Origin of the sequence: Microbacterium sp. CFBP 8794 (genome assembly GCF_014841235.1) — a bacterium.
Taxonomy (GTDB): Bacteria; Actinomycetota; Actinomycetes; order Actinomycetales; family Microbacteriaceae; genus Microbacterium.
In genome coordinates this window covers 46,375-71,265 of record NZ_JACYTT010000006.1, presented here as the reverse complement: position 1 = coordinate 71,265, position 24,891 = coordinate 46,375, and the positions used below count along the sequence as shown (strand labels likewise).

The following is a 24,891-nucleotide window of genomic DNA, read 5'->3' as shown; positions in this document are numbered from 1 at the left end:
GCGATGGGGAGTCCCCCGCCCGCGGGCCTCGCCGCGCGCCGGCCTGTGCGATGCATCCATTCCCCTCCTCGGATGCTGTGTCGTGGGCACAGCGGGCCGCGGGCGGCGCCTTCCTAGCCTGGGGAGGTATCGCAAGACACGAGGGAGTGCCTGGACATGGACATCGCGAACGACATCGACGATCGGCAGCTCAACCCGCGGGCGCAGCGCCGCCGGGCGGTGATCGGAAGCTCCGTCGGCACGGTGATCGAGTGGTACGACTTCACCCTCTACGGACTGGCATCCGCTCTGGTCTTCGCGCCGCTGTTCTTCCCCGGCGGCGGTCAGTTCGCCGGGCTCCTCGGCGCCTTCGCGACCTTCGCGGTGGGCTTCGGCGCTCGTCCCATCGGCGGCCTGATCTTCGCGCACTTCGGCGATCGCATCGGCCGCAAGGGCACGCTGCTGGCGACCCTCCTCATGATGGGCATCGCCACGACCCTGATCGGTCTGCTCCCCACAGCCGAGTCGATCGGGATCTGGGCTCCGATCCTGCTCATCGTCCTGCGTCTGTTCCAGGGTGCCGGCGCGGGGGCCGAGTTCGCCGGCGCGATGACGATGGCGAGCGAGTCGTCCGAGACGCGCAACCGGGCGTTCATCGCCGGATTCCCTGGCGCCTCCGTCTACCTCGGCATGGCCCTCGCGACGGCCACGTTCGCCCTCATCAGCCTGCTCCCGCTCGAGCAGTTCCAGGCGTGGGGCTGGCGCATCCCGTTCGTGGCCAGCATCGTCATCGTCGCCTTCGCGCTGTACTTCCGCCTGCGCGTGACCGAGACCGCGGCCTTTTCGGCGGCCGAGCGAGACGGCGAGGTGTCGCGCGCGCCGCTCGCCACCGCGGTGCGCTCGCACTGGCGCACCCTGCTGGCGGGCATGGCGTTCTTCGTCTTCGCGCTGCCGTGGGTCTACATCGTGCAGACGTTCTCGATCTCGTACACCACGGGCACGTTGGCCGTGAATCCGACGCACGCGCTCATCGCGCTCATCGTCGCCGAGCTGCTGACCATCCCCGCCACGCTGGGGTTCGGTCGGCTCGCCGATCGCATCGGGCGAAAGCCGGTGCTGCTCGCGGCGGCCGTGTTCGCGATCATCTTCGCGTTCCCGATGTTCCTGCTGTTCCAGACCGAGAGCTCCGTTCTGGTGGGCGTCGCCCTCGTGCTCGGCTTGGCCATCGTGCAGGGGGCGACGATCGGCGTCAGCGCCGCGATGCTCGCGGAACTCTTCCCCACCCGCATGCGGTGGAGCGGTATCGCGATCTCGCGTGAGATCCCGGCGGCTCTGGTCGGGGGCACCGCGCCCCTCGTCGCCACCGCGCTCGTCGGCCTCGCCGGCGGGGCACCGTGGCTGGTCGCGGCCTATCTCGTGGGACTCAGCATCATCGGCGTCGTCGGCATCTCGGCTCTGCCCGAGACCCTGCACCGTGACGAGGTCGACGACGCACCCGCACCCGGGGTCGGGGCGGGCACCGCACGACGCTGACGTCGACGCTGCCGGGGAGGCAGGGCCCCGGCGGTGCGACGACGGCTTCGCACTCGAGCTTGACCCTCACGCCGCGTCAGGCCCGAGCCTGGGGGAATGAACGACACCTTCGACGCCTTCGACATCAGCCCCGTCCCGCCTCCCGGCCCCGCCGCCGTCGCGCCTCCGCTGTTTCGCGGCCTCTACGGGATGCCGATGTTCGTCACCGTGCCGACGGCCGATCTCGCGGCCTCCGTCGACTTCTGGACGCGGGGGCTCGGGTTCTTCGAGCTGTTCGGCATTCCGGGGCAGATGGTGCACCTGCGCCGCTGGGCCTTTCAGGACGTGCTGCTGACGGTCGGCGACGCGCCCGCCGTCGCGCCGGCGGCCACCGTGAGCTTCGCCTGCGTGATCGACCAGATCGGCCCGCTCGTCGAGTCGCTGCGGACAGTCGGGATCGACGCCGGGCCACGGGACACCCCGTGGAACACCCGCGACGTCGAGATCGTCACGCCCGAGAACGCCCGCGTGCTCTTCACCGCCGCGAAGGTCTTCGACCCGACCACCGTGGAGGGGCGCAATCTGCAGGCCGTCGGCATCGGGCGCGACGACAATGAGTCGCATGACTGACCAGGGGATGCCGGTGGGCGAGACGGCCACCCGGCTCGGCCTCACCGTGCGCACTCTGCACCACTGGGACGAGATCGGCCTCGCGCGCCCCGCGGCGCGATCCGCCGCCGGGTACCGCCTCTACACCGACGACGACCTCGAGAGACTGCGCCGCATCGTCGTCTACCGCGAGCTCGGACTCGACCTCGACGCCATCCGCGCCGTGCTCGACGAGCCCGGCGGCGACGTCGCGTCGCAGCTGCGGGTGCAGCGCGCCCAGCTCACCCGGCGCATCGCGCAGCTGCGCGACCTCGACGACGATCTGCAGCGCATGATCGCGGCACAGGAACACGGCATCCTGCTCTCCGACGAGGAGCAGCGCGAGACATTCGGCCCGGGGTGGAACACCGCGTGGCCCGCCCAGGCGCGCGAGGCGTACGGCGCATCGGCGCAGTGGCAGCAGTACGCCGAGCGTTCCGCCTCGCGCACGGCCGGTGACTGGGCGGCCGTGACCGAGACGGTCGCGACGTTCGACGCCGAGCTCGGCGCCGCGGTCGATGCGGGAGCGGTGCCCGGAGACGCCACCGCGAACGCGCTCGTGGAACGCCACCGCGAGGTCTTCTCGCAGTACTTCCCGATCACCCGGCAGATGCAGGTGCACCTCGGGCGCATGTACGCCGCCGATCCGCGCTTCGCGGACCACTACGACGCCGTGCGGCCGGGCCTGTCGACCTGGCTCCGCGACGCCATCGAGGCGAGCGCTCGCGCGCACGGGATCGATCCCGACACGGCGGCCTGGGAGTGACGGCCGATCGCGAGGGTCTCAGGCCGAGTCGCGCTCGATGACCTCGGTGGGCAGGATCGTCGCGTGCGCCGCGGGGCGCCCGGCGAGGATGTCGAGCAGAACGGATGCCATGTGCCGCCCCTGCGTCAACGACGGCTGGCGCACGGTGGTCAGCGCCGGACGCAACGCCGTCGACACGGCGGAGTCGTCGAACCCGATGACGGCGAGGTCGCGCCCGGCCTCGAGCCCCTTGTCGCGCAACGCCGCGTAGGCGCCGCGGGCCATCAGGTCGCTGGCGACGAAGAGCGCGTCGGGCAGCGGGCCCGCCGACAGGATCCGGCTCATCGCCAGCGCGCCGCCCATCTCGGTGAAGTCGCCGTCCTCGATCGCCGCGGGCTCGACGCCCGCCTCGCCGAGCGCGTCGCGAAAGCCCTGCAGGCGGTCGATCGCGGCGGGCATGTCGAGCGGGCCCGAGATCGTGCCGATGCGGCGGTGACCGCGCGCCAGCAGATAGGCGGTGGCGACACGACCGCCCTCCACGTTGTCGACGTCGACGTAGTAGTCGTCCGCGCGCACGCGGGCCGGGCGCCCGCCGTAGACCACGGGCACGACGTCGGCCACGCGGTCGAGGAAGGTGTCGCTGGTGTGGTGCGAGGCCACGATCGCCCCGTCGACGCTGCCGCCGCGCAGGTACGCCAGCGCCTTGGCGCTGGCGTCGTCGCTGGCGATCAGCATGTTCATGATGTAGTCCGACTCGCCGACCACCTCGCCGATGCCGGCGACGATCGAGGCGAAGAACGGGTCTCCGAAGAAGCGTTCCGTCTGCTCGGGGATGACGAGGGCGATGGCCCGGGTCTGCCGACTGGCGAGGGAGCGCGCCGCGCGATTGGGAACGTACTGCAGTTCGTCGATCGCGCGGCGCACGGCCTCGAGGGCGGCCGGGGAGACGGCGGTGGAACCGTTGACCACGCGCGACACGGTCGAACGTGACACACCGGCCCGCGCCGCGACCTCTTCGATCGTGGCGGTGCCCCGCACGGGTGCGAGTTCCATCGCGTTGCCTCCTCGACCCCCTCGCGCGCGGCCTACACCGCGGGTGCGGTGACCAGTGCGCGCTCGGCGATGATGCGAGCGTACTGCCGGCCGGAGTCCTTCACCGTGCGCTCCTGGGTCTGGTAGTCGACGTACACGATGCCAAAGCGCTTCTCGTATCCCCAGGCCCACTCGAAGTTGTCCATGAGCGACCAGTAGAAGTAGCCGCGCACATCGACGCCCTTGTCCACGGCATCCAGAACCGCGCCCAGGTGGGCCTCGACGAACTCCACGCGCTCGGTGTCGTGCACGCGCGCCTCGTCGCCGTCGGTGACCAGCTCGTCGTCGTAGGAGGCGCCGTTCTCGGTGACGTACAGGGCGACGCCGGCCTCGGCCGAGTACTCGTCGCTGACCCGCTCGAGCAGGCGGGTGAGCCCCTCGGGCTGCACCTCCCAGTGCATGTTCGTGCGCGCGAGGCCGCGATCGTGCCAGTACAGGTTCTCGTGGGCCGGGAACGGCTTTCCGATGGGACGCGTGGTGGGTGCGTCCCCGGCGGGCGGGTCGACCTCGGGCGGCGTGCCGCCGACGAACTCCCCGTGGTAGTAGTTCACGCCGAGCGAGTCGATCGGCGTCGAGATGATGTCGAGGTCGCCGGGCCGGACGGCCTCCTGCCAGCGGGCCACGGCCGCGGCATCGGTGTCGCGGAAGTCCCGGATGATGTCGGCGGGGTACTCGCCCCGGAACACGGGGTCGAGGAACCAGCGGTTGAACTGTCCGTCGACGCGACGCGCGGCGTCGAGGTCGGCGGGATCGGCCGGATCCACGGCATCCGCGACCGTCAGGTTGAGGGTGAGGCCGAGGTTGAGCGACGAGTCCCGCGCACGGAGCTCGCGCACCGTCTGCCCGTGGGCGAGCAGCAGGTGGTGGGCGGCGAGCATGCCCTCGGCCTGCGAGTAGTGGCCGGGAGCGTGCGCGCCGGCGGTGTAGCTCAGGAACGACGAGCACCACGGCTCGTTGAGGGTCGTCCAGACGTCGACGCGGTCGCCGAGGGCGTCGTGCATGTCGAGCGCGTACTCGGTGAAGCGTTCGCTGGTCTCGCGCACCGTCCATCCGCCGCGGTCTTCCAGCGCCTGCGGGAGGTCCCAGTGGTACAGCGTCAGCCAGGGAAGGATGCCGGCACCGAGCAGTTCGTCGACGAGACGCTTGTAGAAGTCGACGCCCTTCGCGTTCACCGGGCCCCCGTCGGGGCGCACGCGCGCCCACGACGTCGAGAAGCGGTAGGTCTGCAGTCCGAGGCTCTTCATCATCTGCACGTCACCGGCGTAGCGGTGGTAGTGATCGCACGCCACGTCGCCGTTGTCGGCGTTGATGACGGCGTCGGGGACGCGACTGAAGGCGTCCCAGATCGACGCGGCGCGGCCGTCTTCGAAGGCCGCCCCTTCGATCTGGTAGGCCGCGGTCGCGGCGCCGAAGAGGAAGCCCTCGGGAAAGGCTCGGGTGTCGGACATGGTTCGGGTTCCTTCCGTGGGCGCGAGGGTCATCCCTTCACCGCCCCTTGCATGATGCCACTCACGAGCTGCTTGCCGGCGAAGACGAACAGCAGCAGCAGCGGGATCGTCGACAGCAGCACTCCCGCCAGAACGATGGAGTAGTCGACGAAGTAGTTGGACTGCAGCAGCGACAGGGCCACCGGCAGCGTGGGGTTCTGGCGGTCGAGCACGATGAACGGCCAGAAGAAGTTGTTCCACGCGGTGACGAAGGTGAACAGCGCGAGCATCGCGGCGGCGGGCCGCGCGGCCGGAACCCCCACGGTGAGGAAGGTGCGGAACGAGCTCGCGCCGTCGACGCGGGCGGCCTCGATGAGTTCGTCGGGCACGGCCTGACGCAGGTACTGCGTCATCCAGAACACCCCGAACGCACTTGTCAGCGCGGGCACGATGATCGCGCCGATCTGGCCCGTCCATCCCATCTCGCTGAAGAGGATGTACAGCGGCACGACCCCGAGCTGCGTGGGAACGGCCATCGTCGCCACGACGAACAACAGCAGCCAGGGGCCGCCGCGGAACTTCAGCTTCGCGAACGCCCAGCCCGCGAGCGTGGAGAAGAAGACGACGGATGCCGCGATCACGGCCGAGCTGAAGATGGAGTTCCACAGCCCCGCCCAGAAGTTGACGGCGGGGTTGCCGAGCACCGCGGCGGCGTTGACGAAGAAGTTGCCGCCCGGGATCCACGACAGCTCGGGGTTGCGGATGGTCGCCGAGTCGCCCGAACCGATCAGGAGAGCCCAGTAGTAGGGCACGAGGGCGGCGAGCAGCACGACGCCGAGGCTGGCGTAGACGAACCACCCGGGCCGGGAGCCGCGGACGGCGCGCGGGCGCCGACGCGCGGGCTTCGGGTCGACTGCCCCGGTGACGGGGCTGGTGTCGATGACGCTCATGAGCGGGCGACCTTTCCGGTCGATTCGGCGAGCCGCTGCTTCGCGGCACGGGCGGCGACGCGACGCTGCGCGCGGCTGAGACCGTCGCGTGAGCCCTCGTCGCGCACGAGGGAGCGACTGATGAAGAGGTTGACCGCACCGATCGCGAGGATGATGAGGAAGAGGATCCACGCCAGTGCCGCGGCGCGGCCGAAGTTCCACTCGCCCCAGCCGAGGTTGTAGAGGTACAACGAGATCGTCAGCCACTGGTTGTCGGAGCCACCGGTGCCCGACTGGTCGAACATGCGCGGCTCGTCGAAGATCTGCAGGCCGCCGATCGTCGAGGTGATGATGACGAAGATCAGGGTGGGCTTGAGGCTCGGCAGCGTGATCGAGAAGAACTGGCGGATCTTGCCGGCCCCGTCGACGGTCGCCGCCTCGTAGTACTCGCGCGGCACCGCCTGCATGGCGGCCAGCAGGATGAGGGTGTTGTACCCGGTCCAGCGGAAGTTGACCATCGTGGCGATGGCGATGTGACTGGCGAACGCGTCGGAGTGCCACCCGACCCCGGGCAGGCCGATCCGGCCGAGCAGGGTGTTGATGATGCCGTACTGGTCGCCGAACATGTTGCTGAAGATCAGCGCCACGGCCACGGGGGCCATGACGTACGGCACGAGCACGCCCATGCGCCAGAGGGTCTTCGCCCGGATGTTCTGATCGAGCATCGCCGCGATGAACACCGCGAGCAGCAGCTGCGGAACGGTCGAGAGCACGAAGATGCTGAAGGTGTTGCGCAGGGCGTCCCAGAAGGCGGGCTGAGAGAGCACGTAGGCGTACTGGTCGAAGCCGACGAACGTCCCCGAGCCGCGGATCTGGTCCCAGTCCATGAACGAGATGACGCCCGTGTACAGGATCGGGAAGAGGCCCGTGACGATGAAGAGCAGGAAGAAGGGCGAGATGTAGAGGTAGGGCGAGAGCTTGAGGTCCCACGCGCTGAGCTTCGAGCCGAAGCCGACACGTCGGGGGGAACGGGCGGGGGGACCGTCGGCGGCGGAGGCCGCGGGGGTCACGGGGGGCTGCAGTGTCGTGGTCACGAGGTTCCTTCCGGGAGCACGGGCCGGACGCGGAGCGTCCGGCCCGTGATCGAGGCGAGATCAGCCGATGGCGTCCACCTGCGAGACCCACTGGTCCCACGAGGTCTGTGCGTCCTGCGTGTTGCTCTCGACGCGGGTCAGCGCCTTCTGCATCGCGTCGTTGACCTGGAAGTAGTACTCGCCCTTGAACGGCGTCACGCTGACCGCCTCGGCGCGCTTCGTGAAGATCTCGCCGATGGGGGCGTCACCGAAGTAGGCGTTGGTGCTCTCGAGCAGCTCGGGCGCCTTCAGCGCGTCGACCTGGCTCGGGAAGGTGCCCGTCTGCTGGAAGAACTTCACCTGCTGCTCGGGCGAGGTCAGCCAGTCGGCGAGGGCCTGCGCCTCGGCGACGTGGGCGCCGTTGCCGGGAACGGTCAGGTACGACCCGCCCCAGTTGCCGCCGCCGTTGGGGAACGTGTCGGCGATCTTCCAGCCCGCCACCTCGGGGGCGTTGCCCTCGATCTGCGTCAGCATCCAGCCGGGGCAGGACAGCGTCGCGAAGGCGCCGTTCGCCATGCCGGCGTACCAGTCGGTCGACCACTGCTCGAAGTGCGCCGACTGCGTCTTGGCGGCGTCGAGGGTCATGCCGTAGATCTTCTTGACGTCGGGGTTGGTGGTGGCGGTGATCTCGCCCGAGTCGGGGTTCTCGTAGGCCGCTTCGACCTGGTTGATCATGCCCTGGTAGACGCTGCCGGCCGAGTCGAAGAACGGCTTGCCGGTGGCGGCGACGTACTTGTCGCCCATCTCGAAGTAGGTCGACCAGTCGCCCTCGAGGGCGGCGGCCACCTCGGCCGGGTCGGAGGGGAGCCCGGCCGCTTCGAACAGGTCGGCGCGGTAGCAGATGGCCTCGGGGCCGATGTCGGTGCCGTACCCGATCAGGTTGCCCGAGGCATCGGTGGCGGCCTTGACCTTCCAGTCCAGCCAGCGGCTCTGCAGGTCCTGGGGAACGGGTGCCAGCAGGTCGGAGTACTTCATGACCTCGGGCAGCCAGTCGACCTCGATGGCTTCGATGTCCGCCAGGCCCGACTTGCCGAGCTTCTGGAAGTAGTTGGCGCGGGCGTCGTTCGACTTGGCCGCGCGGTTGTGCACGATCTTCACGTTCGGGTGCTCGGCCGTGTAGGCGTTGAGCAGCTCGTCGGTGTAGCCGAAGTCGTTGAACGTGGCGACGGTGAGGGTCACCTCTTCGTCACCGCCGCCCGCGGCGGTTCCCCCGCCACCGGAGCAACCGGCGAGCACGAGGGCGGAGGTGGAGGCGACGGCGGCGATGAGCGCGGTCCGGCGCAGGGCACGTGAATTCACAGATCACTCCTTTGTGGTGGGTGCTGACCGGTAGCGCTGGTGTTCCCCCGCAACCTCACGTGGGAGCGCTCTCAACCGATCGAGGTCGACGATATGGGATCGCTCCCACGACGTCAAGGGAGCGCTCCCACATTCCTCGCGGTCCGGCCGGGAGCCGACGACCCCGAACTCGGTCCACCCGATGCGATCTCCGCGCGCGCGGTCGCTCCGCGCGAGGCGGGGATGCCGAGCCCGAGCGTCGTAGACTGGCACCCACAACGCCACCCGACTTCTGGAGCTGCAGTGCCCACCATCGTCGTCGACGTCATGCCCAAGGCCGAGCTTCTCGACCCGCAGGGGAAGGCCGTCGCCGGCGCCCTGTCGCGGCTCGGCGAGAACCGCTTCTCGGACGTGCGCATCGGAAAGCGCTTCGAACTCACCGTCGAGGGAGAGGTCGACGAGGCCACCCTCGCCCGCGCCCGCGAGCTGGCCGACGAGATGCTCTCGAACGCGGTCATCGAAGACGTCGTGAACATCGAGGTCGTCGAGTGACGGCTCGCATCGGGGTCATCACGTTCCCCGGCTCGCTCGACGATCGCGACGCGCAGCGCGCCATCCGCCTCGCGGGCGGCGAGCCCGTCGCCCTCTGGCACGGCGAGCACGACCTGCGGGGCGTCGACGCCCTCGTGCTGCCCGGCGGATTCTCGTACGGCGACTATCTGCGCGCCGGGGCCATCGCGGCCTTCGCGCCGATCATGGCCGAGGTCAAAGACGCCGCGGCCAAGGGCATGCCGGTGCTCGGCATCTGCAACGGCTTCCAGATGCTCGTCGAGGCGCACCTGCTGCCCGGCGGCCTCATCCGCAACGCCCACCAGCAGTTCATCCGCCGCGACCAGCGCCTGCGCGTCGAGAACGCCTCGACCGCGTGGACCAGCGACTTCACCGAGGGCGACGAGATCGTCATCCCGCTGAAGAACGCCGACGGCGGCTACATCGCCGACGCCGAGACCCTGGCGCGCGTGAACGGCGAGGGCCTGGTGGCCTTCCGCTACGTGGGCGTGAACCCCAACGGCTCGCTCGACGACATCGCCGGCCTCACCAACGCGCGCGGCAACGTCGTGGGCCTCATGCCGCACCCCGAGCACGCGGTGGAGCCCGGCTTCGGCCCCGGCACCGACGTCGCGATGCGTTCGGGCGTCGACGGACTCGGCTTCTTCACCTCGGCCATCGCCGCCGTGGTGGGCGCCGCAGCCTGACACCCGGCGGGCCGTCGGGTCCCGGATGCCCGCCTCGGCCGTGACGTGCGGAGGGCCGGGGACGAGCGGAGGGCCTTGCGCCGCCCAGCGCCCTCCCGCGGCCCCTCGCCCTCCGCTGGTCACCGCGCTCCCCCATCCTCCCGCGGCCTATCGCCCTCCGCTCCTCACCGCGCTGCGCTCCTCACCGCGCTGCGCTGGTCACCGCGCTCCGCACCTCACCGCGGTGCGCGCGTCCGCCCGCGGCGGGCATCGGTGCGCCCCCGCGATAGCGTGAGGGCGTGACCGAGAAGCGCGCGCCCGACCAGGACGCACTGATCGACCGCATCCTGCACCTGTGGCGAGCGGATGCCGAGACCCTGCCCTCCGAACCGCGCCTGGCCGAGCTCACCGGCGCGAGCCGCAACTCGGTGCGCGAGGCGCTCATCCGCCTCGAGGAGCGCGGGTACGTGCATCGCACGCAGGGCGCCCGCACGTCGCCGAACCGGCGGCTCCCCGGTGTCGGCCGGCGCATCGACCAGCAGTTCGACCACTCGCTGTCGATCCGCGCGGCGGGGTACGAGCCGACGCTCGAGCTCGTGGCATCCGATCGACTCACCCTCTCCGCGGGCGACCCGTCGCGGTACGACGAGCTGCCCGACGGCACCGGGGTCCTGCGCACGGTGAAGATGTGGCGCGTCGACGCCGCCCCCTATGCGCTGGCCGAAGACCTCGTGCCGCTCTCGCGCGAGGTCGATCTCGACCCGCACCGACCGGTGTTCGAGCTGGCCGAGGCGGCCAACGGCATCCGGGTCGCGTGGGAGACCCTGTGGATCGACGCGATCGCCCTCGATGCCGAGCGCGCCGCGATCCTGTCGACGGATGCCGGCACCCCGGCCATCGAGATGACCTATTGCGGGTACGGGGTCGACGACGCCATCGGGTACTGGTCGCGCGAGGTGCAGCTGCCGGCGCCGACAGGCCTGCGCAACGCACTGATCCGTCGCGTCCGCTCCTGAACGCGCGTTTCTGCCGCGTAAACGAGCGGTGAAGTTGTTGGACAAGTAGCGCGCAAGCTTGTTGGACAAGCGTACTGTCGGGCTACCCGACGAAAGCGAGCCCCCGTGTCCGACACCCTCTCCACCCACCACCTCACCGCCGAGACCGTCACCCCCGCGGGCTTCGAGCCCTACGGCGTCGTGCTGACCCCGATGGAAGACGGCACGCCCTTCACCGCCGAGGAAGCCGTGCTCGACGTGTCGAACGGCATCCCCCGCTTCTACCTCATGCACCTCGACGACAAGTCGCCCGAGTTCGTACGCGTCACCCGTCACCTCGAGACGACGCAGACGCTCATGGCCGTCGGCGACGTGGAGTGGACGATCGCCGTCGCCGCCCCCGGCCTCGACGCCCCCGCGCTCGACGACCTGCGGGCGTTCCGCATTCCGCCGCGCACGGCCATCACGATGCGCAAGGGCACCTGGCACGCGGGACCGTTCTTCGCCGACCCGAGCATGGACTTCGTCAACCTCGAGCTCGACGACACCAACGTCACCGACCACCACAACCACCGGCTCGACGACGCCTTCGGCGTGCGCGTCGTGATCGACGCGGAGTGACGGTGCTCACCCCGCTTCCCGACGCCCCCGCGCGTCTCGCGCGCCTCGAACGCGAGGCGGCGCACCAGTCCGCCCTGAGCGCCGGTGACGGGCGGCCCTGGGTGGGCGCGCGCGACGGAGTGCGCCCCGTCGTGATCGTGGGCGCCGGTCAAGCCGGGCTCGTGCTCGCGCGGGGCCTGCGGCGCCGCGGGATCGACGACGTGGTGGTCCTCGACGCCGCCCCCGCGGGGGCTGCGGGCCCCTGGACCACCTACGCGCGCATGCACACCCTGCGCACCCCCAAAGACATCGCCTGGCCGACGTGGGGCACCCCCGCGGTGAGTCCCCGCGCGTGGTTCGAAGCCGTGTACGGCACGGCGGCGTGGGAGCAGATCGAGTACTTCCCCACCACGGCGTGGCAGGGATTCCTGCAGTGGTACCGCGAGGTCTCGGCCATCACCGTGGTGCCCGCCACCCACGTCACGGCGATCACCCCCACCGACGGTCCGCTCGACCTCGCGCTCGAGGGCCCCGACGGGACCTGGACGCTTTCGGCCCACCACGTCGTGCTCGCCACCGGCATCGAGGGAGCCGGCGGGCGGTCCATCCCGTCGCTGCTGCACGACCTTCCCGCGGATCGGGTGCGGCACACGCACGACGACATCGACTTCGCCGCCCTCGCGGGCCTGCGCATCGGCATCCTGGGGGCCGGCACGGGAGCGTTCGACAACGCCGCCACCGCCCTCGAGCACGGCGCCGCCCTCGTCGACGTGCACATGCGCCGCGCCGCGATGCCGCAGGTCAGCCCGTACCGCTGGATGGAGTTCGCCGGGCTCATCGAGAACTACGGCACCTTCACCGACGCGCAGAAGTGGGCGTTCAACGTGCACCTGTCGGCCGTCGACCAGCCCGCCACGCAGAACGCCCTGTGGCGCGCGCACGCCTTCGACACGTTCCGCTTCCTCACCTCGTCGCCCTGGCAGCGTGTGGCGTGGACGGGCAGCGACATCGCGGTGACGACGCCGCACGGCATCCATCACTACGACGTCGTCTTTGCCGCGACCGGCATCGCCTCGGACCTCGCCCGACGACCCGAGCTGGCGAGAGTGGCCGCCGACGCCGTGCTCTGGAGCGAGCGGCTCACCCCCGAGGCCGCGGCGCAGAACCCGGGGCTCGCCGCGTTCCCCTACCTCGACGACGACTTCGGGCTCGTCGACCGCGCGGGCGGGGAGGCGCTGTCGCGCATCCACATGTTCAACCACGGTGCGCGGATCAGCCAGGGCATGTTGAGCCACCAGATCCCCGGCCTCGTGGGCGGGGCGACGAAGCTGGCCGCCGCGCTCTCCCGCCGCCTGTTCGCCCGCGACTCCGCGAGCCTGCTGGCCGAGTACCTCGCGTACGACGTTCCCGTGGGCGTGCAGATCGGCCGACGCGCGCAACCCGCCGCCGCCGAGGCGCCGACGGCGGTAGCGTCGAGGGGGTGACGACCGAGACCCCCCTGATCGTGTCCGTGCCCACCGAACAGCTGCGCGACGATCTGCAGCCCCTGCCCGAGGGCGTCGAGCTCGTGCTGTGGGACATGACGGGGCCCGCTCCCCGTGAGCGGTTCGACCTGGTCGTGCCCCCGTACATGTCGATGGACGGCGTCATCGAGGCGTTGTCGAGCGTCGAGGTCGGTCTCGTGCAGGGCCAGTCGATCGGCTACGACAACGTCGAGGGACGCCTGCCGAAGGGCCTCGCCTTCGCGAACGCCTCCAGCGTGCACGAGACCGCGACCGCAGAGCTCGCCGTGACGCTGGCCCTGGCCGCGCAGCGGCGTCTGCCGGAGTTCGTGCGCGCTCAGGACCGCGCGGAGTGGATCGGCGGCGGCGCGACCGGTCTCGCCGACCAGCGCGTCACGCTCCTCGGATTCGGCGGGGTCGGCCGCGCCATTGCCGCGCGCCTCAAGCCCTTCGAGGTCGAGCTGCGCGCGGTCGCCTCGCACGGCCGGCTCCAGGACGACGTCGAGGTCTTCCCCCTCGGAAAGCTCGACGGCGTGCTCGCCGAGACCGACATCCTCATCGCCTCGCTCCCCGGCGGCGACCGCACCCGCCACATCCTCGACGACGCCGCCCTGTCGGCCCTGCCCGACGGCGCCCTCGTCGTCAACGTCGGCCGCGGTCCCCTCATCGACACCGACGCGCTCGTCGACCACGTGCGTCGCGGGCGTCTCCGCGCCGCGCTCGACGTGACCGACCCCGAGCCCCTTCCCGCGGATCACCCGCTCTGGGCCCTGGACGGCGTGCTCATCGCCCCGCACGTCGGAGGAGCCACCGATGCCATGCGCCCGCGCATCGCGCGACTCGTGCGCCGTCAGATCGAGCGCCTCCGCGCCGGCGAGGAACCGCTGAACGTCGTCATCGGCGGCTGAGAGCCGCCGCCGTCGGGCATCAGGCGGAGCGTCGCGGACGCATCGACCGGAGGGTCTGCGCGATGAGGCGGGCGTCGCCGCGGCCCCCCACCGCCATGATCGCCGCCGCTGCCACGAGCCACGCCGCTGCCAGGCAGACCAGGCGGAGCAGAGCGGGCCACGGCCCGAAGACCGCGAGGTCCAGGCCCCACGCGACGAGGGTCGCCCCGCCGCTCACCGCCAGGGGCACGAGGGACGCGCGCACGAGGACCCCGACCTCGAGGCCCGCGCGGGAGGCGAACACGAAGGTTCCCGAGGCCCAGATGAGCACCTGGCCCACGACCACTCCCCAGGCGATCCCCGCGGGAGCCAGGGGCGCCAGCAGCACGATGAGAAGCACCATCGGCACGCGCCCGACGATCTCCGACAGGAAGAGGGCCCCGGAGCGTCCCAGAGCGGCGAACCCCCAGTAGTAGGCGTACGCCGTGGTCTGGAAGACCGTGCCCACGGCGAGGATCGGAAGGAACTGCATCGCGGGGAGCCAGTCGGCGCCCAGCACCACGTCGATCAACGGCGCACCGCACACCACGAGCAGGCCCGTGACGGCGAGCAGCACGTGACTGACGAGGCGCTGCGCGCGCGCCAGCGCCTCGTTGAGGGCGGGAAGGCTGTCGGCGACGTGCGCCAATCGCGGCAGCACCACGCGCGTCAGCGGGGCGGCGACCTGCAGCAGCGGCAGCATCACCAGCTGGTACGCCCGCGAGTAGAACCCGACGATCGCCGACGGGTACCAGGCCCCCATGACGATCGTGTCGACGTTCGTCGTGACGTAGTGCGCTGCGTGGGTGGCGAGCGTCGACAGGCCGAAGGTGAGCAGCGACCCCATCTCGACGCGACGCGGGAGTCCGGGACGCCAGCCCGCCGCGGCGACGGCCCACCCGAGCGACACGACGGCCGCCACCGTGCCCTGCACGGCGAGAGCCAGATAACCCGAGCCGAGCAGCGCGAGCAGGATCGCGGCGACGATGCCCGCGGCATCCCCTCCCACTTCCGACGCGGCGAGGCGCGAGAACCTCTCCCGGCGATTCAGCTCGACCAGGAACTGGACCGCCGCGGCACGGAGGAGGTAGGCGGGTGCCGCGATGAGCACGACCCCGACCAGGCGACCGTCGCCGAACGCGGCGCCGATCGGAACGGCGACGGCCGCCACCAGCAGCGCCAGAACGGCCCCGATGCCGGTGTTGATCCAGAACAGGTTGCTCTTCTGCGCCTGGCTCAGCGACTTCTCGCGCAGGGCGGCGAGGCTGAGCCCGAAGTCGCCGAGCACCGACGCGATGCCGACGATCGCCAGTCCCAGGCTGACCACGCCGAAATCCGCCGGCCCGATCAGGCGTGCCAGCACGACGATGTTGGCGATCTGCAGGACGTACCGCAGCCATTGCGTCGACAGGAGCAGGGTCGCACCCCGGGCCCGTGCGCCCGAAGATCGTTCGGGCGTCACGTCTGTCGTCCTCCTCGCGTGCGCCGCGGGAGCCGCGCTCGAGCAGACTATTTTCGGCCGCGCGCTGCTCACCTCTCCGCCGCCCCTCAGGGGCTCGTTTTCACCCGGTCGGTCGCCCGTTCCGCCCCGGTCCTGACCGCGATCGATCACCGCTCGCGCGCACCTAGCCTGTGCGGATGACCTCCCCCGCCGTCGCCGCGTCCGACCTCTCGGTACGCCCGGAGTCCGAGCCCGGCACACGGCGCGCAGCGCGGCGACAGCGCCTGGCGGCCACGCCGCTCGCGGCACCGGCTCGCAGCACCGCGGCCCGCGTCGTCGCGTTCGGCCTGCTGCTGATGCTGTGGGCGGCCTCGATCGGCGGCACCATCGCGCAGACGCTGACGATGAGCCGCACGCAGGCGGCCGAGGGCCTGACGAGCGTGTACACGCAGGCGGTCGTCGACGCGGGGCACGTCGCCCTGCTGCTTCCCGCGGCCGCCGCCGTCTTCGTGCTGATCTTCCGCGTCGTCTTCGTGCAGAACGACGTCTCGCCCCTGGTGCTCGTCGTCCTGCCGTGGGTGTGGATCGTGTTCAACGAGTTCGCGCGGGGAGGAGCCGTCACCGAGCAGATGCTGCTGCCCATCGGCGTCGCCGTGACCCTGTGGGCGATCCAGCCGCGTGTGTCGGACCTGCGGGCGTACGCCCTCGCCGCCGCGGGGTTGGCGGTGGTCTCGATGGTGCTGACGTCCAGCGCCCCCGCCCTCATGTACATGCCGCAGACGTTCGACGCGAACTCCGAGAAGTCGTTGACCGGGCTCCCCCTGTTGGCGGGCTTCTTCGGTCACCCCAACGGCTACGGCCTGTTCCTGGTGCTCGCCCTGCCCCTGACGCACCTCTTCTCACGCTGGTATCTGCGCTGGACGACGGCCGGCGTGCTCCTCGTCGCCATCCTGTGGTCGGCGTCGCGCACGGCGTTGTTCGGGGTCGCGGTGTGGGCCGTGGTGCTGCTTGTGAGCATGCTGCTGGGCCGCGCGGGCAACCGGACCGTCGGCCGCGTGCTCGGCGCCCTGCTGCTCGTCCTGGTCGTCGTCGTCGTGGCCCTCCCCCTGATCACCACCGACCCCGAGGCGTTCACCAAGCGCGGCGCGATCTGGCGGTTCGCCCTGTCGCAGCTGTCGGGCGATCAGTGGCTCGTCGGGCTCGGCCACAGCTGGTACGTCGACCACTACGACCTGCTCAAGGCTGCCCTCTCCAGCGCCGCCAGCCACGGCCACAACGTCTTCGTGACGTACGTCGTCACGGGCGGCATCGTCCTCGTCGCGCTCCTCGCCGTCGTCCTCGCCGCCGCCGCCCGCGCGGCCGAGCATCTTCCCCGCCGCGACCAGGTCGCGGCGAGCACGTTCCTCTGCGTGCTCACGGCGGTGTCGATCACCGAGACGGCGTGGCGCGTCGAGGCGCCCGACACCCTGTTCGCGGCGATGGTGGTGCCCCTGTTCATCATCGCCGTGCAGGCTCGGGACCTGTCGCCCCTCGCCCGCCGAAGGGGTGACCGGACGGGTGAAACGCCCACCTTCTCGACGCTCACCCGTCGGACGGCATAAGCCGGACGCGCGGTCCTCCGACGCGCGCCCGCTCCCGCGGATCACACGACCCGCGGGAACGAAACCCGGGCCGTCAGGAGCGCCGCACCGCGGCGCGCAACCGCCGCAGGTTGGCCGAGGCCGGGGGCAGATCCCAGGTGAAAAGTGCCGCCACGGCGGCGTCGTCGATGCGTCGGCCCCGCTGGATCGCCCGACGCTCGCGCAGCTTGCGGGGCATCTTGACCGCGGCGATCCCGACGGCCTTCACGGCCGTGCCCCCCTGCCCGCGCAGCACGGCGCGCACGAACGTGAACGAGTACGAGAGCGCGAGGCGCGGGAACACCACCGGCAGGAAACGCGAGGGGACGTTCTTGGTCATGACCCAGAAGAGGTTCTTGAGCGTCTGGTGGGTGGTGAAGCCCGGGATGCGGCCGCTCGTCGCTCCGATCCGGTGGTAGGCGACGGCCCGGGGCGCGAGTTGCACGCGCCATCCCCGCAGCTGCGCCCGCCAGCTGAGGTCGATGTCTTCGAAATAGGCGAAGAAGTCCTCATCGAACAGTCCGACGTCGCGCAGCATCGCGGCGCGATAGAGGGTCGATCCGCCGCTGCCCCCGAAGATGTCGACCGCATCGTCGTACGCGTCGAGGTCCTCTTCGTCGCGCCCCCGCGGGTAGGGCAGGCCCCAGGTCGAGTAGCACTCGCCGGTGCTGTCGATGCGGCGGCCGTCGAGGGTCACGAACTTGCTCGCCACCATGCCGAGATCATCCCCGCTGCGCATGACGGCGACGAGCTCGGCGAGCCAGGTCTTCTCGACCACGGCGTCGTTGTTGAGCAGCGCGATGTGCTCGTGGCCCCGGTGCAGGGCGTAGCGCAGACCGACGTTCACGCCTCCGGCGAAGCCGAGGTTCACGGGCTGCACGAGCAGGGTGACGCCGGGGTACGACGAGCGGATCATCTCGACCGATCCGTCCGTCGAGCCGTTCTCGACGACGATCACCTCCACCGGTTCGGTCTGCTCCGCGAGCGAGTCGAGGCACGCGGCGAGCTCCTCCCGGCCGTTCCAGTTCGGGATGACGACCGCCGACGTCATCGCTCGTCCCCCCGTCCGAACAGGGCGTCCTCGAGTCGCGACGGATAAGTCTCGGCCGAGAAGACCGATCGCGCCCACTCCCTCGTCGCGGTGGCATCGCTCCAGGCCCGACGAGGATCGGCGAGGATCGCGAGGAGTGCCCGCGCGATCGCCTCGGTGTCGTCGGCGACGACGAGACCGCCCGTCTCTCCCTCGCCGACCAGTCCTTCCGCGCCCACGGTCGTGGCCACCACCGGGATCCCCCGCATCAACGCCTCCACGGTCTTGAACTTCAGCCCGGCGCCCATGCGCAGCGGGACGACGACGGCCGTGGCCGCCCGATAAGCCGGGTCGAGCGACTCGACCTCCCCGGTCACCTCGAGCAGCGGGTCGGTCTGCGCCGCGGCGATCATGCGCGCCGTGGGCCCCGCGCCCGCGAGCACGAACCGCACATCGGCCCGCGCCGCCCGCACGCGCGGAATGATCTCGTCGATCAGCCAGTCGGCCGCCTCGACGTTGACGTCGCGGAAGAACGCCCCCACGAACAGCACCGTCGAAAGCCCGGCCGGCGGGCCGTCGGCGGTCACCACCTCGCCGCCGTCCGGCGAGAACGGCGGCCGCAGGACCACGACGTCGTCGGCCGCGACCCCCAGGCGTCGCGCGTAGCCGGCGTCCTTTCCGCTGAAGACGACCACGGCATCCATGTCGCGGTACAGCCGACCCTCGTCGCGCGCGACGCTGTGGTTCCGCCACCGGCCGAGCAGCCGCGCCGCCGTCCATCGACGCGTCGTGGCGAAGATCCGCTCGTAGGTCTGGACGATCAGGTCCTGCGCCACGACCACGCGACGGGCGCGCGGGCCGGTGGGAAGCGCCCGGGCGATCCATCCCATCTCGCTCCAGTGCGCTTCGACGAGGTCGGCGTGCGCCGCCGCGTCTCGCACGGTGCCCGCGCGGAGGATCGCCCGCCGGAACCGCAGCGGCGGCCGCACGGGGAACAGCCGGATCTGCTGCGTGTCGAGCCACGCCGCGAGACGGCCGGAGGAACGCGGCGGGCAGACCAGGACCGTGACGTCCATCGCCTCCCGCAGGCGCCGGGCTCCCTCGTCGTTGCCCCGCCAGTCGGGCGCGACCACAGTGACCTCGTGACCGAGGGCGCGCAGGGCCCGGAGGTGCGACAGCACGTACTGTCCGCCCGCGTGGGGGATGCCGGGGTACGGCACGTGGGCCATGAGACTGACGATCCGCACGGTTCTCCTCCGGTCCCGCTCTCGACGGGCGACCTCGGGCGCCCGGACGGGCGACGCGGGGAGAGACGGGTGTCCCGGGGAACGTACCAACCGGCTCGACGGCATCCCCCGCCGGTGGCGGCGACGGGCGGCTCCGGAGGCGAACCTCACCCGTCGCCTCACCCCCAGCGCCTCGTCGCGGCTCGCGCCGACCGCCGAGAACCCCGGCGCCGGAGGCGGTCATACTCGGCGGCGGACCCCGCCCGAGAAGAGGACTCCGTGCCCACATCCCCGCCGCACATCGTGATCGACGCCCGTTCGATGTTCACCTCCACCGGGCGCTACACGCGCAACCTCATCGCGCACCTCGAGCAGATCGACACCGCGCACCGCTACACGATCGTGCTCCCCCGCGACCGGTTCGACGACTGGACGCCGACCAGTCCGCTCTTCGGGAAGGTCGCCACCGAGACCCCGTACTTCTCGTGGCGCGAGCAGACCTCGTTCGGGCGCGAGCTCCGGGCGCTACGCCCCGATCTGGTGCACTTCGCGATGCCGCAGCAGCCGCTCTACCTGGGCGCGCGCCGCGTGACGACCTTTCTCGACATGACGCTGCTGAAGGTGCGCAACCGCAAGAAGCACTGGGCCGTCTCTGCCGTGAAGCGCGTCATCGGCGCGGGGGCGTTCGTGGTCACGGCGCACCGCTCCCGCGTGAACCTCGTCATCAGCGCGCACGGGGGCCGCGACCTCGTCGCCCACACCCGCGTGCGCGCGTCGAGCCTGTACGTCACCTCGCCCGCGGCCGATGTGATCGCGGATGCCGCGATCCCGGTCGAGACGCCGTTCCCGCGCTTCGTGCTGTACGTCGGCCGGCAGGAGCCGTACAAGAACCTCAAACGGCTCATCCGCGCGGTCGTGCACCTGCGCGACGCCGGCGAAGAGATCGGCCTCGTCGTCGCCGGAAAGATCGACGACGACGGGGCGCGCCTGATCCGGGAACTCGACGAGCAGGAGCGGGGCGCCGTGCACTTCGCCGGTTTCGTCACCGACGCGCAATTGCGCGGGCTGTACGAGGCGGCGGCGGTGTACGCGTTCCCGTCGTTCTTCGAGGGGTTCGGACTGCCGGGTCTCGAGGCGATGCGCCACGGGTGCGCCGTGGTCAGCAGCGATGCGACGTGCCTGCCCGAGGTCTACGGCGACGCCGCGATCTACTTCGACCCCACGAGCACCGCCGGGATGCGCGATGCCGTGGCCCGGGTCCTCACCGACCCCGCGCTCGCACAGACGCTGCGGGAGCGCGGGGGCGCGCGCGCCGAGATGTTCTCGTGGCGGTGGATGGCGACGCGCACGCTCGACGCCTACCGCGACGCCCTGGAGTCCTGAGCGACCGACCGGCGGCGACGGCGACCGCGGGGGCGTCCGGGGTCACGGCATCCGGACCCTGAAGCCCGCCGCCCTCAGCCGCGGAACCCGCCGGGGTTCGACAGCAGGTCGGCGAAAGCGAGCTCGGCGGGGCCGACGAGCATGAGGCGCGAGCGCAGGTGCGCCCGTTCGAGGCGGATCGTGCGCCCCTCGGCGCCGAGGGGATGCACGCGCACGGCATCGGCCAGTCGTTCGCGGCTGACCGAGAGCAGGGCGCCGAGGTAGCCCGACAGAACGACCGTCTCGGGGCTGAAGGCGTTGACGAAGTTGGTCAGCGCGATCGAGAGCACCTCGACCTGGCGCGTCACCTCCGCCATCACGCGAGGGTTGCGAGCCACGCCCAGCTCGACGTCGAGTTCGTCTTCGTCGAGCTTGCGCCGACCCAGCAGGGGCTCGAGCAGGTCGAGGCTCACCTCGGCCTCGAGGCATCCTCGGCGTCCGCACACGCAGGCGCGCCCACGGGGGTCGACGACGGTGTGCCCCAGCTCGCCGGCGTAGCCCGAGGTGCCGCGCAGAAGGGTGCCGTCGATGATGAGACCGCCGCCGATGCTGTGCATCGCCCCGCCCAGGTAGAGCAGGTTGCCGACACCGACGCCGACACCGAAGCGCGACTCGGCGAGCGCGCCGATGCTCGCGTCGTTGCCGGCGGCCACCGGCATGCCGAGCTCGTCGCTCAGGCGCGCCGACACGGGGTCGCGCTTCCATCCCAGGGTGGGCGAGACGAGCACCGAGCCGTTGGCGTTGACGAGTCCGGGCACCGCGAGGCCCGCACCCACCACCCGGTAGTGCCGGTCGATGTCGGCGCGCATGGCCTCGACCGACGAGGCGACGATCTGCACGAACCGGCGCGGCGACGGCGCACTGGCCGTGTCGTGGCGCAGTCGCGCGTGCACCACCCCGCCCAGCCCGACCAGGGCGACGGTGACGGCGTGGGGTTCGGCCCGCACGCTGAGGGCGGCGACGTGGTCTTCGGGCTCGAGGTCGAGGGTCGGGCGCCCGACCTTGCCGGTGCGCTCGGTGCTGGCCGCCTCGCGCACGAGGCCCAGCTCGGTGAGCTCCATGACCAGGCCCGTCACCGTGGAGCGGTTGAGTCCCGTCGTCGCGCCCAGCTGCGCGCGTGAGAGCGCTCCCCGGGAATGGAGCAACGACAGCACCGACGCGAGGTTCTGCTGGCGGATCAGGTCGTTGGTGGTACGACCGACCGGGGGTGCGAGCGGCGTTGCGGGCTCGAACACGGCAGGGGTCATGAGAGGGGCACCTCCCCCATCATCCCATCGCGCAGGAACGGACGGTACGCGCAGCCGTCGAGAAGGACGGGGGCGGGGCCGACGGTCGACGCCGCGGCCCCGGGACGCGGATGGGGAGCGGGCCCCGGGGCCGCGCTCCCCATCCGGTCAGACACCGCCGTTGCGCCGCTTGTTGAAGATATCGAACGCGACGGCCAACAGCAGCACGATGCCCTTGATGGCCATCTGCCAGGCGGCGTCGACGCTGAGGATCGACAGCCCCATGTTCAGCACGCCCATCACCAGTCCACCGACGACCGCACCGACCACGGTGCCGATGCCGCCCTGGACGGCGGCGCCGCCGATGAAGACCGCGGCGATGGCATCCAGCTCGTAGTTCTGACCGGCGGACGCCACGGCGCTGCCGGCGCGCGCGGTGCTCACGACCGCCGCGAGGCCGGCGAGCACGCCCATGTTGACGAAGATGAAGAAGTTGACCCACTTCGTCTTCACACCGCTCATCACGGCGGCGAACAGGTTGCCGCCCATCGCGTACACGTGGCGGCCGAAGGTCGTGCGGTTGAGCACGAACGTGTACGCCAGGACGAGCACCGCGAGGATGATCAGAACGATCGGTGTGCCGTTGTAGGTGGCGAGCGTCAGGGCGATCGCCATGATCGCGACCGCGGCGATGAGGTTCTTCAGCCAGAACGACCACGCGACCTCACGGGGCAGCTCGAGGCGACGGAGCGTCGCGCGGGTGCGCAGCTGCTGGGCGATGAGCGCCACGACGGCGACGAGACCCAGCACGACGGTCAGCGAGTCCCAGTTGCCGATGTAGCCGAGCACCGGGGGCAGCCAGCCGGCGCCGATGGCGGTGAAGCCGTCGGGCAGACCCGCGATCGTGCCACCGGTGAGCAGCACCAGGGTGAGTCCGCGGAACAACAGCATGCCCGCCAGGGTGACGATGAACGCCGGGATGCCGACGAACGCCACCCAGAAGCCCTGCCACGCCCCGACGACCGCGCCGACGGCCAGCGAGAGGATGACGGCGGCCCACCAGGGCAGCCCCCACGAGTTCATCGAGATCGCCGCGATCGCTCCGACCATGGCGACCACCGAGCCGACCGACAGGTCGATGTGCCCCGCGATGATCACCATCACCATGCCGATCGCGAGGATCAGCACGTAGGCGTTCTGCTGGATGAGGTTGTTGACGTTTCCGGGCATGAGCAGTCGGCCGCCGGTCAGCACCTGGAACAGCACGATGATGATGACCAGGGCGGCGAGGATGCCGAACTGCCGGAAGTTGATGCGCGACAGGATGCCGCGGCGGCGCGGTCCCGGCTGCGTGGGCGCCTCGACCGTCTGGGTGGATGCGGTGGCCATGTCTTTCAGTTCCTTCCGGCGGTCATGTGCCGCATGAGGGTCTCCTGCGTGGCGTCGTCGCGGCTGACCTCTGCCGTGATGCGTCCCTCGGAGATCGTGTAGATGCGGTCGGAGAGGCCGATGACCTCGGGCAGCTCCGACGAGATGACGATGACGGCCTTACCCTGGGCCGCGAGTTCGTTGATGATGCCGTAGATCTCGTACTTCGCCCCGACGTCGATGCCGCGGGTCGGCTCGTCGAGGATCAGCACGTCGGGACCGGTGAACATCCACTTCGACAGCACGACCTTCTGCTGGTTCCCGCCGGACAGCCGTCCGGTGATCGCCGCGACGCTGGGGGCCTTGATGTTCATCTTGTAGCGGTACGAATCGGCGACCTTGTACTCGCGGTACCGGTCGACCACGCCCAGGCGGGCGAGGCGCGAGAGGGCGGATGCCGAGACGTTGACCTGGATGTCGCCGATGAGGTTGAGACCGTACTTCTTGCGGTCCTCGGTGGCGTAGGCGATGCCGTGCTTGATGGCCGCGTCGACCGTGCGCACGTCGATCTGCTGGCCGTTCTTGTAGACCTCGCCCGAGATGCCCGTGCCGTACATGCGGCCGAAGATGCTCATGGCGAGCTCGGTGCGACCGGCGCCCATGAGGCCCGCGAAACCGACGATCTCGCCCGCGCGCACCATGAACGAGGCGTCGTCGATGACCACGCGCTCGGTGTCGACCGGGTGGTGCACGGTCCAGTTCTCGACGCGGAAGAGTTCTTCGCCGATGTCGGGTTCGCGAGGGGGGAACAGGCTGTTCAGATCGCGGCCGACCATGGCGCGGATGATGCGCCCCTCGTCGGTGTCGGCGTCGGTGCGGTGCATCGTCTCGATGGTGCGGCCGTCGCGGATGATCGTGATGCGGTCGGAGATGCGCAGCACCTCCTTCAGCTTGTGGCTGATGATGATGCAGGTGATGCCCTGGTCGCGCAGCTGGTCGATCAGATCGAGCAGGTGGGCGGAGTCGTCGTCGTTCAGCGCGGCGGTGGGCTCGTCGAGGATGAGGAGCTTCACCTCTTTGGCCAGGGCCTTGGCGATCTCGACGAGCTGCTGCTTGCCGACGCCGATCTCGTAGATCTTGGTGGCGGGGTTCTCGCGCAGCCCCACGCGCTTGAGCAGCTCCGCGGCCGCGGTGTTCGTGGCGTTCCAGTCGATGACGCCGCGACGGGCCTTCTCGTTGCCCAGGAAGATGTTCTCGGCGATCGAGAGGTAAGGGCTGAGCGCCAACTCCTGGTGGATGATGACGATGCCCGCGGCCTCGCTGTCGTTGATCGAGCGGAACGCCATCTGCTCACCCTCGAGGGTGATGCTCCCCTCGAAGCTGCCCGCCGGGTAGACCCCGCTGAGCACCTTCATGAGGGTGGACTTGCCGGCGCCGTTCTCGCCGCAGATGGCGTGCACCTCTCCGCGGTGCACGTCGATCGACACGTCGGCGAGAGCCGGAACCCCGTTGAAGGACTTCGAGATCCCCGCCATGCGCAGGATCGGTTCGGTCATGG

General features: G+C 70.8%; 22 protein-coding genes. 11 read left to right on the top strand and 11 right to left on the bottom strand.

The window, feature by feature from the left end:
- Positions 1 to 156: 156 nt before the first annotated feature.
- From IFU19_RS15495 to IFU19_RS15485, 3 genes are all read left to right on the top strand, one after another.
- Positions 157 to 1,512, top strand: coding sequence for an MFS transporter (locus IFU19_RS15495; RefSeq protein ID WP_191916183.1), 1,356 nt, complete (start codon positions 157 to 159; stop codon positions 1,510 to 1,512).
- A 96-nt stretch (positions 1,513 to 1,608) separates the two neighbouring features.
- A complete protein-coding gene (locus IFU19_RS15490; protein WP_191916184.1) occupies positions 1,609 to 2,121 on the top strand; it encodes a VOC family protein in 513 nt (170 codons plus the stop codon).
- Positions 2,114 to 2,905: a MerR family transcriptional regulator gene (locus IFU19_RS15485; RefSeq protein WP_082516387.1), complete on the top strand. Its 792-nt coding sequence runs from the start codon at positions 2,114 to 2,116 to the stop codon at positions 2,903 to 2,905. Before IFU19_RS15490 ends, IFU19_RS15485 begins: the two co-directional genes overlap by 8 nt.
- Positions 2,906 to 2,923: 18 nt before the next feature.
- Here IFU19_RS15485 and IFU19_RS15480 read toward each other — a convergent pair whose 3' ends face one another.
- Genes IFU19_RS15480 through IFU19_RS15460 form a run of 5 tightly spaced genes read right to left on the bottom strand, consistent with a single transcriptional unit; the run spans position 2,924 to position 8,764 of the window.
- Positions 2,924 to 3,937, bottom strand: coding sequence for a LacI family DNA-binding transcriptional regulator (locus tag IFU19_RS15480; protein ID WP_055831966.1), 1,014 nt, complete (start codon positions 3,935 to 3,937; stop codon positions 2,924 to 2,926).
- A gap of 32 nt (positions 3,938 to 3,969) precedes the next feature.
- On the bottom strand, positions 3,970 to 5,424 hold the full coding sequence (locus IFU19_RS15475) for a glycoside hydrolase family 1 protein (RefSeq protein WP_191916185.1): 1,455 nt from the start codon (positions 5,422 to 5,424) through the stop codon (positions 3,970 to 3,972).
- Positions 5,425 to 5,453: 29 nt separating this feature from the next.
- Positions 5,454 to 6,353, bottom strand: a complete 900-nt coding sequence (locus IFU19_RS15470; RefSeq protein ID WP_191916186.1) for a carbohydrate ABC transporter permease — start codon at positions 6,351 to 6,353, stop codon at positions 5,454 to 5,456.
- Entirely contained in the window at positions 6,350 to 7,426 is a 1,077-nt protein-coding gene (locus tag IFU19_RS15465; RefSeq protein ID WP_055831969.1) for a carbohydrate ABC transporter permease, read from the bottom strand. Before IFU19_RS15465 ends, IFU19_RS15470 begins: the two co-directional genes overlap by 4 nt.
- Before the next feature lie 60 nt (positions 7,427 to 7,486).
- Positions 7,487 to 8,764, bottom strand: a complete 1,278-nt coding sequence (locus IFU19_RS15460; RefSeq protein ID WP_192212136.1) for an extracellular solute-binding protein — start codon at positions 8,762 to 8,764, stop codon at positions 7,487 to 7,489.
- A gap of 282 nt (positions 8,765 to 9,046) precedes the next feature.
- Between IFU19_RS15460 and purS the strand changes: the two genes are divergently transcribed.
- The 6 genes from purS to IFU19_RS15430 all read left to right on the top strand — a co-directional run bounded on the left by purS (position 9,047) and on the right by IFU19_RS15430 (position 13,983).
- Positions 9,047 to 9,295 (top strand): phosphoribosylformylglycinamidine synthase subunit PurS, encoded by a 249-nt coding sequence (purS, locus tag IFU19_RS15455; protein WP_022878640.1) that lies wholly within the window; start codon positions 9,047 to 9,049, stop codon positions 9,293 to 9,295.
- Positions 9,292 to 9,999, top strand: a complete 708-nt coding sequence (purQ, locus tag IFU19_RS15450) for a phosphoribosylformylglycinamidine synthase subunit PurQ (RefSeq protein ID WP_070408720.1) — start codon at positions 9,292 to 9,294, stop codon at positions 9,997 to 9,999. The genes purS and purQ overlap by 4 nt, the downstream gene beginning before the upstream one ends.
- Positions 10,000 to 10,277: 278 nt before the next feature.
- Positions 10,278 to 10,994, top strand: coding sequence for a GntR family transcriptional regulator (locus IFU19_RS16750; RefSeq protein ID WP_191916189.1), 717 nt, complete (start codon positions 10,278 to 10,280; stop codon positions 10,992 to 10,994).
- A gap of 105 nt (positions 10,995 to 11,099) precedes the next feature.
- Positions 11,100 to 11,594, top strand: coding sequence for an ureidoglycolate lyase (locus IFU19_RS16745; protein ID WP_055831976.1), 495 nt, complete (start codon positions 11,100 to 11,102; stop codon positions 11,592 to 11,594).
- Complete coding sequence (locus tag IFU19_RS15435) at positions 11,591 to 13,057, top strand: FAD-dependent oxidoreductase (protein ID WP_192212135.1); 1,467 nt, start codon at positions 11,591 to 11,593, stop codon at positions 13,055 to 13,057. The genes IFU19_RS16745 and IFU19_RS15435 overlap by 4 nt, the downstream gene beginning before the upstream one ends.
- On the top strand, positions 13,054 to 13,983 hold the full coding sequence (locus tag IFU19_RS15430; protein ID WP_342030290.1) for a 2-hydroxyacid dehydrogenase: 930 nt from the start codon (positions 13,054 to 13,056) through the stop codon (positions 13,981 to 13,983). The genes IFU19_RS15435 and IFU19_RS15430 overlap by 4 nt, the downstream gene beginning before the upstream one ends.
- A 19-nt stretch (positions 13,984 to 14,002) precedes the next feature.
- Here IFU19_RS15430 and IFU19_RS15425 read toward each other — a convergent pair whose 3' ends face one another.
- Complete coding sequence (locus tag IFU19_RS15425; RefSeq protein WP_192212134.1) at positions 14,003 to 15,463, bottom strand: oligosaccharide flippase family protein; 1,461 nt, start codon at positions 15,461 to 15,463, stop codon at positions 14,003 to 14,005.
- A 176-nt stretch (positions 15,464 to 15,639) separates the two neighbouring features.
- On the opposite strand from IFU19_RS15425, the gene IFU19_RS15420 reads away from it, so the two are divergent.
- The gene (locus IFU19_RS15420) at positions 15,640 to 17,043 is read left to right on the top strand and encodes a hypothetical protein (protein WP_192212133.1); all 1,404 of its coding nucleotides are present in this window, start codon (positions 15,640 to 15,642) and stop codon (positions 17,041 to 17,043) included.
- 73 nt (positions 17,044 to 17,116) lie between these two features.
- On the opposite strand, the gene IFU19_RS15415 is transcribed toward IFU19_RS15420, so the two are convergent.
- On the bottom strand, positions 17,117 to 18,112 hold the full coding sequence (locus IFU19_RS15415) for a glycosyltransferase family 2 protein (RefSeq protein WP_192212132.1): 996 nt from the start codon (positions 18,110 to 18,112) through the stop codon (positions 17,117 to 17,119).
- Positions 18,109 to 19,338, bottom strand: a complete 1,230-nt coding sequence (locus IFU19_RS15410) for a glycosyltransferase (RefSeq protein ID WP_192212131.1) — start codon at positions 19,336 to 19,338, stop codon at positions 18,109 to 18,111. The genes IFU19_RS15415 and IFU19_RS15410 overlap by 4 nt, the downstream gene beginning before the upstream one ends.
- A 258-nt stretch (positions 19,339 to 19,596) precedes the next feature.
- On the opposite strand from IFU19_RS15410, the gene IFU19_RS15405 reads away from it, so the two are divergent.
- Positions 19,597 to 20,700, top strand: coding sequence for a glycosyltransferase (locus IFU19_RS15405; RefSeq protein ID WP_191916194.1), 1,104 nt, complete (start codon positions 19,597 to 19,599; stop codon positions 20,698 to 20,700).
- Between the two features lie 74 nt (positions 20,701 to 20,774).
- Here IFU19_RS15405 and IFU19_RS15400 read toward each other — a convergent pair whose 3' ends face one another.
- From IFU19_RS15400 to mmsA, 3 genes are all read right to left on the bottom strand, one after another.
- Positions 20,775 to 21,986, bottom strand: a complete 1,212-nt coding sequence (locus tag IFU19_RS15400; RefSeq protein WP_055935490.1) for an ROK family protein — start codon at positions 21,984 to 21,986, stop codon at positions 20,775 to 20,777.
- A gap of 147 nt (positions 21,987 to 22,133) precedes the next feature.
- The gene (mmsB, locus tag IFU19_RS15395) at positions 22,134 to 23,354 is read right to left on the bottom strand and encodes a multiple monosaccharide ABC transporter permease (protein ID WP_055831990.1); all 1,221 of its coding nucleotides are present in this window, start codon (positions 23,352 to 23,354) and stop codon (positions 22,134 to 22,136) included.
- Between the two features lie 5 nt (positions 23,355 to 23,359).
- Positions 23,360 to 24,889 carry a multiple monosaccharide ABC transporter ATP-binding protein gene (gene mmsA, locus IFU19_RS15390; RefSeq protein WP_055831992.1) on the bottom strand — a complete coding sequence of 510 codons (1,530 nt, stop codon included), beginning with the start codon at positions 24,887 to 24,889 and terminating at the stop codon, positions 23,360 to 23,362.
- Positions 24,890 to 24,891 lie beyond the last annotated feature (2 nt).

Excerpts from the sequence above, each read along its gene's own strand:
- IFU19_RS15495 (WP_191916183.1), top strand. The coding sequence starts at position 157 with ATGGACATCGCGAACGACATCGACGATCGGCAGCTCAACCCGCGGGCG.
- IFU19_RS15490 (WP_191916184.1), top strand. The coding sequence starts at position 1,609 with ATGAACGACACCTTCGACGCCTTCGACATCAGCCCCGTCCCGCCTCCC.
- IFU19_RS15485 (WP_082516387.1), top strand. The coding sequence starts at position 2,114 with ATGACTGACCAGGGGATGCCGGTGGGCGAGACGGCCACCCGGCTCGGC.
- IFU19_RS15480 (WP_055831966.1), bottom strand. The coding sequence starts at position 3,937 with ATGGAACTCGCACCCGTGCGGGGCACCGCCACGATCGAAGAGGTCGCG.
- IFU19_RS15475 (WP_191916185.1), bottom strand. The coding sequence starts at position 5,424 with ATGTCCGACACCCGAGCCTTTCCCGAGGGCTTCCTCTTCGGCGCCGCG.
- IFU19_RS15470 (WP_191916186.1), bottom strand. The coding sequence starts at position 6,353 with ATGAGCGTCATCGACACCAGCCCCGTCACCGGGGCAGTCGACCCGAAG.
- IFU19_RS15420 (WP_192212133.1), top strand. The coding sequence starts at position 15,640 with ATGACCTCCCCCGCCGTCGCCGCGTCCGACCTCTCGGTACGCCCGGAG.
- IFU19_RS15415 (WP_192212132.1), bottom strand. The coding sequence starts at position 18,112 with ATGACGTCGGCGGTCGTCATCCCGAACTGGAACGGCCGGGAGGAGCTC.
- IFU19_RS15400 (WP_055935490.1), bottom strand. The coding sequence starts at position 21,986 with ATGACCCCTGCCGTGTTCGAGCCCGCAACGCCGCTCGCACCCCCGGTC.
- mmsB (WP_055831990.1), bottom strand. The coding sequence starts at position 23,354 with ATGGCCACCGCATCCACCCAGACGGTCGAGGCGCCCACGCAGCCGGGA.
- mmsA (WP_055831992.1), bottom strand. The coding sequence starts at position 24,889 with ATGACCGAACCGATCCTGCGCATGGCGGGGATCTCGAAGTCCTTCAAC.